This window comes from Streptomyces sp. NPDC102258 (genome assembly GCF_055584685.1).
In genome coordinates this window covers 296,061-308,930 of sequence record NZ_JBVJLO010000008.1, presented here as the reverse complement: position 1 = coordinate 308,930, position 12,870 = coordinate 296,061, and the positions used below count along the sequence as shown (strand labels likewise).

The 12,870-nt window shown below is 69.8% G+C and carries 11 protein-coding genes; 8 read left to right on the top strand and 3 right to left on the bottom strand.

Translation table 11 applies throughout. The annotated features are described in order from the left end of the window. The 4 genes from ACZ6ZT_RS16780 to ACZ6ZT_RS16765 all read left to right on the top strand — a co-directional run. A partial coding sequence (locus ACZ6ZT_RS16780) for a vitamin B12 dependent-methionine synthase activation domain-containing protein (protein ID WP_469719904.1) occupies positions 1-986 on the top strand: 986 nt, incomplete at its 5' end. Positions 987-1,098: 112 nt separating this feature from the next. Beyond that, a complete protein-coding gene (locus ACZ6ZT_RS16775) occupies positions 1,099-1,800 on the top strand; it encodes an HAD family hydrolase (RefSeq protein ID WP_469719903.1) in 702 nt (233 codons plus the stop codon). Positions 1,801-2,280: 480 nt separating this feature from the next. Next, entirely contained in the window at positions 2,281-3,885 is a 1,605-nt protein-coding gene (locus tag ACZ6ZT_RS16770) for an ABC transporter substrate-binding protein (RefSeq protein WP_469719902.1), read from the top strand. Positions 3,886-3,956: 71 nt separating this feature from the next. Beyond that, entirely contained in the window at positions 3,957-5,540 is a 1,584-nt protein-coding gene (locus ACZ6ZT_RS16765) for an ABC transporter substrate-binding protein (protein ID WP_469719901.1), read from the top strand. A 90-nt stretch (positions 5,541-5,630) separates the two neighbouring features. Here the strand turns inward: ACZ6ZT_RS16765 and ACZ6ZT_RS16760 are convergent, their stop codons facing one another. Together ACZ6ZT_RS16760 and ACZ6ZT_RS16755 are read right to left on the bottom strand one after the other, a co-directional pair. After that, positions 5,631-6,302: a response regulator gene (locus ACZ6ZT_RS16760; protein WP_469719913.1), complete on the bottom strand. Its 672-nt coding sequence runs from the start codon at positions 6,300-6,302 to the stop codon at positions 5,631-5,633. Positions 6,303-6,368: 66 nt separating this feature from the next. Continuing rightward, on the bottom strand, positions 6,369-7,271 hold the full coding sequence (locus ACZ6ZT_RS16755; protein WP_469719900.1) for a RecB family exonuclease: 903 nt from the start codon (positions 7,269-7,271) through the stop codon (positions 6,369-6,371). Positions 7,272-7,490: 219 nt separating this feature from the next. On the opposite strand from ACZ6ZT_RS16755, the gene ACZ6ZT_RS16750 reads away from it, so the two are divergent. The 3 genes from ACZ6ZT_RS16750 (at position 7,491) to ACZ6ZT_RS16740 (ending at position 10,337) form a co-directional block, all read left to right on the top strand. Further along, complete coding sequence (locus tag ACZ6ZT_RS16750; RefSeq protein ID WP_469719912.1) at positions 7,491-8,624, top strand: site-2 protease family protein; 1,134 nt, start codon at positions 7,491-7,493, stop codon at positions 8,622-8,624. Between the two features lie 18 nt (positions 8,625-8,642). Further along, on the top strand, positions 8,643-9,539 hold the full coding sequence (locus tag ACZ6ZT_RS16745) for a tRNA (adenine-N1)-methyltransferase (RefSeq protein WP_030233594.1): 897 nt from the start codon (positions 8,643-8,645) through the stop codon (positions 9,537-9,539). Between the two features lie 186 nt (positions 9,540-9,725). Beyond that, positions 9,726-10,337: a hypothetical protein gene (locus ACZ6ZT_RS16740; RefSeq protein WP_469719899.1), complete on the top strand. Its 612-nt coding sequence runs from the start codon at positions 9,726-9,728 to the stop codon at positions 10,335-10,337. Between the two features lie 4 nt (positions 10,338-10,341). Here ACZ6ZT_RS16740 and ACZ6ZT_RS16735 read toward each other — a convergent pair whose 3' ends face one another. Continuing rightward, positions 10,342-10,662, bottom strand: a complete 321-nt coding sequence (locus ACZ6ZT_RS16735) for a ferredoxin (RefSeq protein WP_469719898.1) — start codon at positions 10,660-10,662, stop codon at positions 10,342-10,344. A 264-nt stretch (positions 10,663-10,926) separates the two neighbouring features. Here ACZ6ZT_RS16735 and arc point away from each other — a divergent pair, with 264 nt between their 5' ends. Next, on the top strand, positions 10,927-12,693 hold the full coding sequence (arc, locus tag ACZ6ZT_RS16730) for a proteasome ATPase (protein ID WP_469719897.1): 1,767 nt from the start codon (positions 10,927-10,929) through the stop codon (positions 12,691-12,693). The last annotated feature ends 177 nt before the right edge of the window (positions 12,694-12,870 follow it).

Here is a 12,870-nt window from a genome sequence, read left to right as displayed (position 1 = left end):
AAGTCCGCTACGCCCGCGACGCCTTCGAAGGACTCCGCCTCATGGACGCCCTCATCGCGGTCAAGCGCGGCGTCCCCGGCGCCACCCTGCCCGAGCTCAAGCAGCGCCGCGTCGCCAAGCGCGCCACCCCCCTCCCCCAGGAGGAGGAACCGCAGGAGCCGGGCGGCCGCTCCGACGTGTCCGTGGACAACCCGGTCCCCACACCGCCGTTCTGGGGCACCCGCGTCGTCAAGGGCATCCCGCTCAAGGACTACGCCTCCTGGCTGGACGAGGGCGCCCTGTTCAAGGGCCAGTGGGGCCTCAAGCAGGCCCGCGCGGGCGGGGCGACGTACGAGGAGCTCGTCGAGAGCGAGGGCCGTCCGCGGCTGCGCGGCCTCCTGGAGAAGCTGCACACGGAGAACCTGCTGGAGGCCGCCGTGGTCTACGGCTACTTCCCCTGCGTCTCCAAGGGCGACGACCTGATCATCCTGGACGACGCCGGGAACGAGCGGACCCGCTTCACCTTCCCGCGCCAGCGCCGCGGCCGCCGCCTGTGCCTCGCGGACTTCTTCCGCCCGGAGGAGTCCGGCGAGACCGACGTCGTCGGCCTCCAGGTCGTCACCGTCGGCTCGAAGATCGGCGAGGCCACCGCCAAGCTGTTCGAGTCCGACTCGTACCGCGAGTACCTGGAGCTGCACGGCCTGTCCGTCCAGCTGGCCGAGGCCATGGCCGAGTACTGGCACGCCCGCGTCCGCGCCGAGCTCGGCTTCGGCGGCGAGGACCCGGCGGCGGTCGAGGACATGTTCGACCTCAAGTACCGCGGAGCCCGCTTCTCCCTCGGCTACGGTGCCTGCCCCGATCTGGAGGACCGTGCGAAGATCGCCGACCTCCTCCAGCCGGAGCGGATCGGCGTCCACCTCTCGGAGGAGTTCCAGCTCCACCCCGAGCAGTCCACCGACGCGATCGTGATCCACCACCCCGAAGCGAAGTATTTCAACGCGCGCTGACACGGACCGGCGTACACTGGTCGGTCCCATACAGGCCGGTCACCTGTTCCGAGGGGTCATCCCCGCGGGCCCAGGTGACCGGCCTTGTCGTCCCCTTCGGAGAGGCGTACGCATGACCAGCACCGTTCCCGCACCCGTCGCCCGTACGGCCGACGGGCACGCCCTGCAGGCGGTGCTCCTCGACATGGACGGCACCCTCGTCGACACCGAGGGCTTCTGGTGGGAGGTCGAGGCGGACATCTTCCGCGAGCTCGGCCACCGGCTGGAGGACGCCTGGCGCGACATCGTCGTCGGCGGTCCCATGAGCCGCAGCGCGGCCTTCCTCATCGAGGCCACCGGCGCCGCCATCACCCTCGCCGAGCTGAGCGTCCTGCTCAACGAGCGCTTCGAGGCCCGCATCGCCGACCAGGTCCCGCTGATGCCCGGCGCCGAGCGGCTGCTGGCCGAACTGGCCCGGCACAACGTGCCCACCGCCCTGGTCTCCGCCTCCCACCGCCGCGTCATCGACCGGGTGCTGCTCACCCTCGGCCGCGACCGCTTCACCCTCACCATCGCCGGGGACGAGGTGCCCCGTACCAAGCCGCACCCCGACCCCTACCTGATCGCCGCGAGCACCCTCGGCGCGCACCCCTCGCGGTGCGCCGTCATCGAGGACACCGCCACCGGGGTCGCCGCCGCCGAGGCCGCCGGCTGCCGGGTCGTCGCCGTGCCCTCCGTCGGGCTGATCGAGCCCGCCCCGGGCCGTACCGTCGTGCGCTCCCTGGAGGACGTCGACCTGCCGTTCCTGCGGTCCCTCATCACTCCCCTGAACTGAGCGCGCACGCTCCGTACCGAACGGAACAGGGGTGGGGCGCGGGCCGCGCGGGAGGATCTTCCGCCCCGGCCCCCGGAGGCCGAAATTCCATCCTGCCCGCCTCCCGCGCGACGGGTGAGCTTGGTCACCCGGCAGTGCCCGGCCCGGCCCGGCGGAGTGCCCCACAGCCTTCCCATGTGTCCGGATTGATCATCTCCTGACACCATCTGCGAAGACGACGGCATAAGCGGTCCGTCCGCTCCCATCACGGTGCGATTACGCCCCAACTCCTGCCAGTTCCAGCCAGACCGTCCCGGCCCACTAATGTCGACGCGGGCACTACGCACGCACCTCTGCGGTCCCGGACGCACACCCTTGCGCCGGTGCCGCGTGGACCGATCGTCAAACACCGGCCCGATCGTTCCGCCCTGAACGGGCGACCGCCGCGAAGTGCCCTCTACGCCGCTTTTTGCAAGTGCCGGGTGAGGGAGTACTTCCAGCATGAACCGCAAGACCATGGTGCTGACGGCCGCGATAGGCCTGCTCACCCCCGCGCTGTCCGCATGCGGCAGCGCGAGCGGCGGAGGAGCAGCGTCCGGAGCGATCGTCGTCGGGACCACCGACCGGTTCGACGCCGCCGACTACGCCCCCGCCCCCTTCGACCCCGCCTACGCCTACGACGCCGGCGCCTGGAACGTACTGCGCCAGACCGTCCAGACGCTGATGCACACCCCGCGCGGCGGCGGCCAGCCCGTCCCCGAAGCGGCCTCCGACTGCCGCTTCACCGACACCGGCAACGAGAGCTACCGCTGCGTCCTGCGCCCGGGCCTGAAGTTCGCCGACGGCGACCCCGTCACCGCCAAGGACGTCAAGTTCTCCATCGACCGGGTCCTCGCGATCAAGGCCGAGAACGGCCCGTCCTCCCTGCTCTCCACCCTCGACACCGTCGAGGTCAAGGGCGCCGACACCGTCGTCTTCCACCTGAAGACCGCCGACGCGACGTTCCCGTACAAGCTCTCCACCCCCGCCGCCGGCATCGTCAGCGAGAAGAACTACGACGCCAAGAAGCTCCGCGCGGGCTTCGCCGTCGACGGCTCCGGCCCCTACACGATGAAGCCCGAGGTCAAGGACGGCCACCTCGTCCGGGCGGTCTTCACCAGGAACCCGAACTACAAGGGCGACATCAAGCCGCAGAACGACAAGGTCGAACTGCGCTCCTTCGAGGACTCCGCCGCCATGGGCAAGGCCCTCACCGACGGCTCCGTCCAGATGGTCTCCCGCACCCTGTCGCCCGCCCAGATCGCCGAGTTCTCGGCCCGGCCCCCCAAGGGCGTCAAGCTCGTCCCGATGCCCGGCCTGGAGATCCGCTACCTCGGCTTCAACACCGACGCCCCGGCCGTCAAGGACAAGGCCGTACGCCAGGCCCTCGCCGCCGCCGTCGACCGCAACAACGTCATCTCCAAGGTGTACGGGAAGTCCGCGCAGCCCCTGTACTCGCTGGTCCCCACCGCCGTCACCGGCCACGTCAACTCGTTCTTCAACAAGTACGGCGAGGCCAACACCGCGAAGGCCGCGAGCCTGCTCAAGGACGCCGGGATCAAGACCCCCGTCAAGCTGACCCTGAACTACACCAAGGACCACTACGGCGACGGCACCGCCGCCGAGTTCGAAGCCCTCAAGACCCAGCTGAACTCCACCCAGCTGTTCGACATCACCGTCCAGGGCAACGACTGGGCCGACTTCCGCCCCGCGCAGAAGAAGGGCGACTACGCCGCCTACGGGCTCGGCTGGTTCCCCGACTACCCGGACGCCGACAACTTCCTCGCCCCGTTCCTGGAGCAGGACAACTTCCTGGGCACCCCGTACGCCAACGCCGCGGTGCGCACCAGGCTCATCCCCGACTCCCGGCGCGCGGCCGACCGCACCACCGCCGCGCCCGCGATCGCGGAGATGCAGGACATCGTCGCCGAGGACGTACCCGTCCTGCCCCTGTGGCAGGGCAAGCAGTACGTCGCCGCACGCGACGGGATCACCGGGGTGGAGTGGTCGGTCAACGCCATCTCCGACCTCCAGCTGTGGGAACTCGGCCGGGGCAAGAGCAGCTGAGACCGGCGGCAACCGGCGGCGGACGTCGCAGGCCGGCGCAACGACCAGACAAGACTGTGAAGGACATTCGCGTGATGAGACGTAACCAGTGGTTGGCGGCCCCGCTCGGCGCGGCCACCGCCGCCGCGCTGCTCAGCGGTTGCGGTTCGACCGATGGCGCCAACGCCGGCAGCGGCAAGGGCGTGGTCATGGGGATATCCGACAAGGTGAAGTCGACCGACCCGGCGGCCGGTTACGACCCGGGCTCCTGGCTCCTCTTCAACAACGTCTTCCAGTCGCTGCTCAGCTTCCCCAAGGGCGGCACCACCCCCGAGCCCGACGCCGCCCAGACCTGCACCTTCGAGGGTCCGGACAGCAAGCAGTACAAGTGCGTCCTGCGCTCCGGCCTGAAGTTCAGCAACGGCCACAGCCTGACCTCCAAGGACGTCAAGTACTCCTTCGAGCGCACGCTGAAGATCAACGACGCCGCCGGTCCCGCCGTCATGCTCGCGTCGATCGCCGGCATCGACACCCCCGACGAGAAGACCGTCGTCTTCCGCCTGAAGACGTCCGACGCGACCTTCCCGAGCAAGATCGCCTCGGGCGCCGGTTCCATCGTCGACCACGCCGAGTACCCCGCCGACAAGCTCCGCACCGACGGCAAGGCCGTCGGCTCGGGCGTCTACAAGCTGGACTCCATCAACGAGAAGAGCGCCAGCTTCTCGGTGAACGACTCCTACACCGGCAAGGCCAAGGCCAAGAACACCGGCGTCACGCTGAAGTTCTTCAACGGCGACCAGGCCACCCTGAAGACGGTCCTGGAGAAGGGCGACGTCGACTTCGCCTTCCGCGGCCTCGCGGCCAAGGACATCGCCGCCCTCGCCTCCGTCAAGACCGGCGACCAGAAGGTCGACGTCGTCCAGGGCGCGGGCGCCGAAGTCGAGCACATGGTCTTCAACGTCAACGACCCGGTCGTCGGCAAGGTCGCCGTCCGCAAGGCCATCGCCTACCTCGTGGACCGCGAGGCGCTCGTCAAGGACGTGTACGCGGGCACCGCGTCCCCGCTCTACTCGATCGTCCCCGCCGGCATCGCCGGACACACCACCCCGTTCTTCGACCGGTACGGCGGCAGCCCCCAGCCCGAGAAGGCCAAGGCCGTCCTGAAGGCCGCCAACATCACCGGCAAGATCAAGCTGACCCTGTACTCGACGCCGTCCCGCTACGGCCCCTCGACCGACCAGCAGTTCCAGGTCATCGCCAAGCAGCTCAACGACAGCGGCCTCTTCGAGGCCGACATGAAGTCCGTCGAGTTCGAGCAGTACGAGAAGGACATCCAGGACGGCAAGTACGGCGTCTACGTCAAGGGCTGGGTCCCCGACTACCCCGACGCCGACAACTTCACGCAGCCGTTCTTCGGACCGGACAACGTCCTGCACAACAACTACGACAACAAGGAGATCACCGGGACGATCATCCCGGCGACCTCCGCGAAGTCCGACCGCACCGCCGCCAACACCGACTACGTCCGCCTCCAGGACATCGTCGCCGACGAGGTCCCGATCCTCCCGCTCTGGCAGGGCAAGCAGTACGCCGTCACCCGCCAGAACGTGACCGGCCTCCAGTGGTCGCTCGACGCCTCCACCGTCTTCCGCTTCTGGGAGATCAGCAAGGGCTGAGCCGCCCCACCACGGCGAAGGGCCGGCAGCCGCACCCGCGGCCGCCGGCCCTCCGTCGTTCCCGTACGCCCACCGGCGCCCGCCGGGCCCCTACTGGGCGCCCGGCCGCACCAGACCGCTCTCGTACGCGTACACCGCCGCCTGCACCCGGTCGCGCAGGCCCAGCTTCGTCAGCACGTGCCCCACGTGGGTCTTCACCGTCGTCTCGCTCACGAACAGGTCCGCCGCGATCTCCGCGTTCGACAGCCCCCGGGCCACCAGCTTGAGCACCTCCACCTCGCGCTCCGTCAGCGTCCCCAGCGTGTCCGGCAGACTCTCCTCGCCCGACGGCAGGTGCCCCGCGTACTTGTCCAGCAGCCGCCGCGTGATGCTCGGGGCCAGCATCGCCTCGCCCGCCGCCACCACCCGGATCGCCTGCACCAGCTCGACCGCCGGAGCGTCCTTCAGCAGGAACCCGCTCGCCCCCGCCCGCAGCGCCTCCACCACGTACTCGTCCAGATCGAAGGTGGTCAGCACCAGCACCTTCGCCGGACCGTTCCGCTCCGGACCCGTGATCTGGCGCGTCGCCTCCACCCCGTCCATCCGCGGCATCCGGATGTCCATCAGCACCACGTCCGGCTGCAGCGCCCGCACCTGGTCCAGCGCCTGCAGACCGTCCCCGGCCTCACCCACCACCACCAGGTCCTGCTCGGCCTCCAGGATCATCCGGAAGCCGGTGCGCAGCAGTGGCTGGTCGTCGACCAGCAGGACGCGGATCGCCACGGGGAGTACCTCGAATTCGTCGGACAGCATCGGCGGGACGCCGCCCATTGTGCCCTGACCGGACGGTCAGACCCGGTCCGGGCCGTCCTCCCCGGCCGGCTGCCGGGGCACGATCGCCAGCGGATAGACCGGCGGGGTCCCCCCGAACTCCGGGCACACCGACCGGTGATCGCACCAGCCGCACAGCTTCGTCGGCCGCGGCCGCCACTCACCCGTCTCCGTCGCCTCCCGGATCGCCTCCCACAACGCGTGCAGCTTGCGCTCCACCCGCTCCAGATCGGCCACCACCGGGTCGTACGTCAGCACGTCCCCGCTGCCCAGGTACACCAGCTGGAGCCGCCGCGGCACCACCTGCCTCAGCCGCCACACCACCAGCGCGTAGAACTTCATCTGGAACAGCGCGCCCTCCGCGTACTCCGGCCGCGGCGCCTTCCCCGTCTTGTAGTCGACGATCCGCACCTCACCCGTCGGCGCGACATCCACCCGGTCGATGATCCCCCGCAGGCGCAGCCCCGACTCCAGCTCCGTCTCCACGAAGAACTCCCGCTCCACCGGCTCCAGCCGCGTCGGGTCCTCCAGCGTGAACCAGCGCTCCACCAGCGCCTCGGCCTCCGTCAGCCACCGCGCCAGCCCCGCGCCCTCGTCCCCCGCCGGGAACAGCTCCGCCAGCTCCGGCTTCGCCTCCAGCAGCCGCTCCCACTGCCCCGGCACCAGCGCCTTCGCCCGCGGCGCCGTCCGCTCCTCCGCGGGATGATCGAACAGCCGCTCCAGCACCGCGTGCACCAGCGTCCCCCGGGTCGCCGCCGCACTCGGCTTCTCCGGCAGCCGGTCGATCACCCGGAACCGGTACAGCAGCGGGCACTGCATGAAGTCACCCGCCCGCGAAGGCGACAGCGAAGAAGGCCGGGAAGCACCCGAAGAGGTAGCGGAGCCGGCCGCGTCCGCCGCGGCACCGGGGGTAGTCGTCATACGTGAAACCCTACGACCCGGCACCGACAGCACGCGCATACCATCGACTCGAAGCCCCTCGCACTGCATGATCAGGGGATCACACCGCGCTACGTGGACCACACTGGACACTCCGGCACCGCAGGACACCCCGGCACCGAACGAAGGACAACCGTGGCAGACACCGACGAAACCGGCGAGCGCCGGCCCAAGCGCTCCGATCCGGGCGGCGGGATCCTCATGGGCCGCCCCTTCGGCGTGCCCGTCTACGTCTCGCCCAGCTGGTTCCTCGTCGCCGCCCTCATCACCTGGGTCTTCGGCGACCAGCTCGACCAGCTCCTGCCCGACCTCGGCCCGGCCCGCTACCTCGTCTCCCTCTTCTTCGCCGTGGCCTTCTACGCCTCCGTCCTCGTCCACGAACTCGCCCACACCATCGCCGCGCTCCGCTTCAAACTCCCCGTGCGCCGCATCCAGCTCCAGTTCTTCGGCGGCGTCTCCGAGATCGAGAAGGAATCCGAGACCCCCGGCCGCGAATTCGTCCTCGCCTTCGTCGGCCCCCTGCTCTCCCTCGCCCTCGCCGGCGCGTTCTACCTCGGCATGACCGCCGTCGACCCCGCCACCGTCCCCGGCGTCCTGCTCGCCGGCCTGATGATCTCCAACCTGCTGGTCGCCGCCTTCAACCTGCTCCCCGGCCTGCCCCTCGACGGCGGCCGCATGCTCCGCGCCGTCATCTGGGGCATCACCGGCAAACCCATGGCCGGCACCGTCGCCGCCGCCTGGGTCGGCCGCGGCCTCGCCGTCACCGTCCTCCTCGGCCTGCCGCTGCTCACCCACACCGGACTCCTCGGCAACCGCACCCAGGAGATCGGCGGCATGAACACCGTCATGGACGCCCTGCTCGCCGCGATCCTCGCCGCCATCATCTGGACCGGCGCCGGCAACAGCCTGCGCCTGGCCCGGCTGCGCGAACACCTCCCCGAACTCCAGGCCCGCGCCCTGACCCGCCGCGCCATCCCCGTCGAGAACGCCACCCCCCTCTCCGAAGCCCTGCGCCGCGCCAACGCGGCCGGAGCCCGCGCCCTCGTCGTCGTCGACGGCCTCGGCGACCCCACCGCCCTCGTCCGCGAGAGCGCCATCGCCTCCGTCCCCGAACACCGACGCCCCTGGGTCGCCGTCAGCACCCTCGCCCAGGACCTCACCGACGGCATGAAGGTTTCCGCGGAACTCACCGGCGAAGAACTCCTCGACCACCTCCGCGCCAACCCCGCCAGCGAATACCTCGTCCTCGAAGGCAGCGGCGAGATCTACGGCGTCCTGTCCACCCTCGACGTCGAAAAGGCCTTCGTGAAGGCCATGGCGCGGCCCCAGTCCTGAAGCCAATACACTGGTCACATGTCCGAACCGACCGGTGCCGCCCGCCGACGCGGGCCCTTCGAGGTCGGGGACCAGGTTCAGCTCACCGACCCCAAGGGCCGCCACTACACGTTCACGCTCGAAGCCGGGAAGAATTTCCACACCCACAAGGGTTCCTTCCCGCACGACGAGCTGATCGGTGCTCCCGAGGGCAGTGTTGTCCGCACCACGGGGAACGTCGCGTACCTCGCGCTGCGCCCCCTGCTCCCCGACTATGTCCTGTCCATGCCCCGCGGCGCCGCCGTGGTCTACCCCAAGGACGCGGGCCAGATCCTGGCCTTCGCCGACATCTTCCCCGGCGCCCGCGTCGTGGAGGCGGGAGTGGGCTCCGGCTCCCTGAGCAGCTTCCTGCTGCGCGCCATCGGCGACCAGGGCATGCTCCACAGCTACGAGCGCCGCGCGGACTTCGCCGAGATCGCCACGGCCAACGTCGAGCGCTACTTCGGCGGCCCCCACCCCGCGTGGCAGCTGACCGTCGGCGACCTCCAGGACAACCTGTCCGACACCGACGTCGACCGCGTGATCCTCGACATGCTCGCCCCCTGGGAATGCCTGGAAGCCGTCTCCAAGGCACTCGTCCCCGGCGGCATCCTGTGCTGCTACGTGGCCACCACCACCCAGCTCTCGCGCACCGTCGAGTCCATCCGCGAGTTCGGCTGCTACGCCGAGCCGCAGCCCTGGGAATCGATGATCCGCAACTGGCACGTCGAGGGCCTCGCCGTCCGCCCCGACCACCGGATGATCGGCCACACCGGCTTCCTCGTCACCGCCCGGCGCCTCGCCGACGGCGTCGAGCCCCCGATGCGCCGCCGCCGCCCCTCCAAGGGCGCCTACGGCGAGGACTACGACGGCCCCGGCAGCGACCGCTCCGCGTAGCCTCCCCGGCCGCCCGCGGCCCCCAACACGAGAGCGCCGTCGCGCAGTTCCCCGGACACCCCGGGAACTGCGCGACGGCGCCTTTTCGTTGGGGGGAGTACCGGGTCGGACCCGGCCGTACCGGTCCGGTGTGAGGTGTGGCACGATGCTGGCTCCCCCTCACCCCGCGCACAGGAGACAGCCCGCGTGCAGCACAGCCCCTCGGAGCCCGGCCCGTCGGCGGAACACCCGGACCGCCACCGCGCCCGGCCCCTCCACTGGGCCGCCACGGCCACCGCCCTGGCCGCCGTCGTCGCCGGCGCGGGCCTGTTCCAGCCGGGCCGGGCCACCGGGGCCCCGGCGGCCGCGCCCCGGTCCGCCGCCGTCCCCGCGAGCGGCCCGGAGGCCACCGCCCCCGACGCGCACGCGGCCACGTACCCGCTCGACTGCAAGGGGATACCGCAGACCGTCACCGACACCGCCGAGGGCGACCTCGACGGCGACGGCCGCCCCGAAACGGTGGCGGCCGTGCGCTGCGACGCGGGATCCGGAACCCCGCCCCACGCGATCTACGTCCTCACCGCGGGCCAGGGCCCCGGCGCCGCCCCCCGGGTCGTCGCCACCCTCCTCGACGCCGCCCGCCGGCAGACCGCCAGCGGGCTCACCGTGAGCGACGGGACGGTCACCGCCCGCCTCCTCGGCTACTCCTCGCCCTCGGTCCCGCGCTACAGCCCCGATGTGAGGCAGCTCGCCAAGTGGCGCTGGAGCGACGGGAAATTCCGCCAGGAGCTGACGGACTCGACCGCCACGCGTGTTTGAAACGTCACTCCGCGTCGGGGCCGTACACCTCGACCCTGTCCGAAACGCGCCTTACGTGAATACAGTCACCGGGGCATTCCTTCGCCGAGTCGACCACGTCCTGGAGCAGCACCAGCGGAACCGGAGTGGTCGCCCCCGCGTCCTGCAGCAGCTCGTCCTCGGGGGTCTTCACGTACGCCAGACCGTCGATGTCCAGCTCGAACACCTCGGGGGCGTACTGCACGCAGATGCCGTCGCCGGTGCACAGGTCCTGGTCGATCCAGACCTCGAGCGGCTCCCCGGCCTCGCCGGCGCCGCCCGTCGGGGCCTCCTGCTGCACGGTCATATCTCCTGCCGTTTCCTGCGCTGATCGATCCGTCCCGGACACAACTCGCGGCAAGTCGCGCGGGCTCTGACGGGTGTTGAACACTTCGACCTTACAACCGGCTGCTTTCCGATGTTGAAGGGTGGGTATTTCCCTGGCGTGAGGGAGTACGCAAGGGTGAAGATCGGACACACCTCTACCGTCTTTGTGATCTAGGGGTTTCAATCACCACCAGCCCAGGTAGGGTCAGGAAGCGTCCAGCTCCCCTTGGAGGAGGTGAGGACCGTGGCAGCCCACGACGACGACATCAACCGCGGCATCCGGCCCGGGCGAGGGTCTGAGGACCCCGCCGGCCAGGTTGCCTATCTAGAGCAGGAAATCGCCGTCCTGCGACGCAAGCTCGCCGACTCTCCGCGGCACGCGAGGATTCTCGAAGAGCGGATCGTCGAGCTCCAGACGAATCTGGCAGGCGTCTCCGCGCAGAACGAACGACTGGCGAACACCCTCCGTGAGGCCCGCGACCAGATCGTCGCCCTCAAGGAGGAAGTCGACCGGCTCGCACAGCCGCCGGCCGGCTTCGGTGTCTTCCTGCAGGCGAACGAGGACGGCACCGTCGACATCTTCACCGGCGGCCGCAAGCTCCGGGTGAACGTCAGCCCCAGCGTCGAGCCGGAAGACCTCCGGCGCGGCCAGGAGGTCATGCTCAACGAAGCGCTCAACGTGGTCGAGGCCATGGAATACGAGCGGGCCGGGGACATCGTCACCCTCAAGGAGATCCTGGAGGACGGCGAGCGCGCCCTGGTGGTCGGGCACACCGACGAGGAAAGGGTGGTGAGGCTCGCCGAGCCGCTCCTGGACATCACCATCCGCCCCGGCGACGCCCTGCTGCTCGAACCGCGCTCCGGCTACGTCTACGAAGTGGTCCCCAAGAGCGAGGTCGAGGAACTCGTCCTCGAAGAGGTCCCCGACATCGACTACGACAAGATCGGCGGCCTGGGCGACCAGATCGAGCTGATCCGCGACGCCGTCGAGCTCCCGTACCTCTACCCGGACCTCTTCAAGGAGCACGAACTGCGGCCCCCGAAGGGCATCCTGCTGTACGGCCCCCCCGGCTGCGGCAAGACGCTCATCGCCAAGGCCGTGGCCAACTCCCTTGCCAAGAAGGTCGCCGAGGTGACCGGCCAGCCCGCCGGGAAGTCCTACTTCCTGAACATCAAGGGCCCCGAGCTCCTCAACAAGTACGTCGGCGAGACCGAGCGGCACATCCGCCTCGTCTTCCAGCGTGCCCGGGAGAAGGCGAGCGAGGGCACCCCCGTCATCGTCTTCTTCGACGAGATGGAATCCCTCTTCCGCACCCGCGGATCCGGCGTCAGCTCGGACGTGGAGAACACCATCGTCCCCCAGCTGCTCGCCGAGATCGACGGCGTGGAGGGCCTGGAGAACGTCATCGTCATCGGCGCCTCCAACCGCGAGGACATGATCGACCCGGCCATCCTGCGGCCCGGCCGCCTCGACGTGAAGATCAAGATCGAGCGCCCGGACGCCGAGGCCGCGAAGGACATCTTCGCGAAGTACCTCAAGGCCTCGCTGCCCCTGCACACGGACGACCTGTCCGAGCACCAGGGCTCCACGGCCGGCACGGTCCACAGCATGATCCAGACCGTCGTCGAGCAGATGTACGCGGAAACCGAGGAGAACCGCTTCCTCGAGGTCACGTACGCCAACGGCGACAAGGAAGTCCTCTATTTCAAGGACTTCAACTCGGGCGCGATGATCCAGAACATCGTGGACCGGGCGAAGAAGATGGCGATCAAGGCCTTCCTCGAACACAACCAGAAGGGCCTGCGGGTCTCCCACCTCCTCCAGGCGTGCGTGGACGAGTTCAAGGAGAACGAGGACCTGCCGAACACCACCAACCCGGACGACTGGGCCCGCATCTCCGGAAAGAAGGGCGAGCGGATCGTATTCATCCGCACCCTCGTCACCGGAAAGCAAGGCGCGGACACCGGTCGCTCCATCGACACGGTGGCGAATACCGGTCAGTACCTCTGACAGAGCGGGGCGGCTGCGGGTGCCCTCACCGGGCACCCGCAGCCGACTGCTTTACCGGCCGCCCTTTTCAGCCGGTGACGGGCACATTCCATGACTGAAATGATCTCCCCACCAGCGCGGAGTGGTTCTAGGCTCTTCCGTACCGCCTCCTCCGCAGTGCGGGGACGGACACCGCAC

Bases quoted from the DNA above. Each gene is read 5' to 3' on its own strand.
- ACZ6ZT_RS16775 (WP_469719903.1), top strand. From the start codon at position 1,099: ATGACCAGCACCGTTCCCGCACCCGTCGCCCGTACGGCCGACGGGCAC.
- ACZ6ZT_RS16755 (WP_469719900.1), bottom strand. From the start codon at position 7,271: ATGACGACTACCCCCGGTGCCGCGGCGGACGCGGCCGGCTCCGCTACC.
- ACZ6ZT_RS16770 (WP_469719902.1), top strand. From the start codon at position 2,281: ATGAACCGCAAGACCATGGTGCTGACGGCCGCGATAGGCCTGCTCACC.
- ACZ6ZT_RS16750 (WP_469719912.1), top strand. From the start codon at position 7,491: ATGGGCCGCCCCTTCGGCGTGCCCGTCTACGTCTCGCCCAGCTGGTTC.
- ACZ6ZT_RS16745 (WP_030233594.1), top strand. From the start codon at position 8,643: ATGTCCGAACCGACCGGTGCCGCCCGCCGACGCGGGCCCTTCGAGGTC.
- ACZ6ZT_RS16735 (WP_469719898.1), bottom strand. From the start codon at position 10,662: ATGACCGTGCAGCAGGAGGCCCCGACGGGCGGCGCCGGCGAGGCCGGG.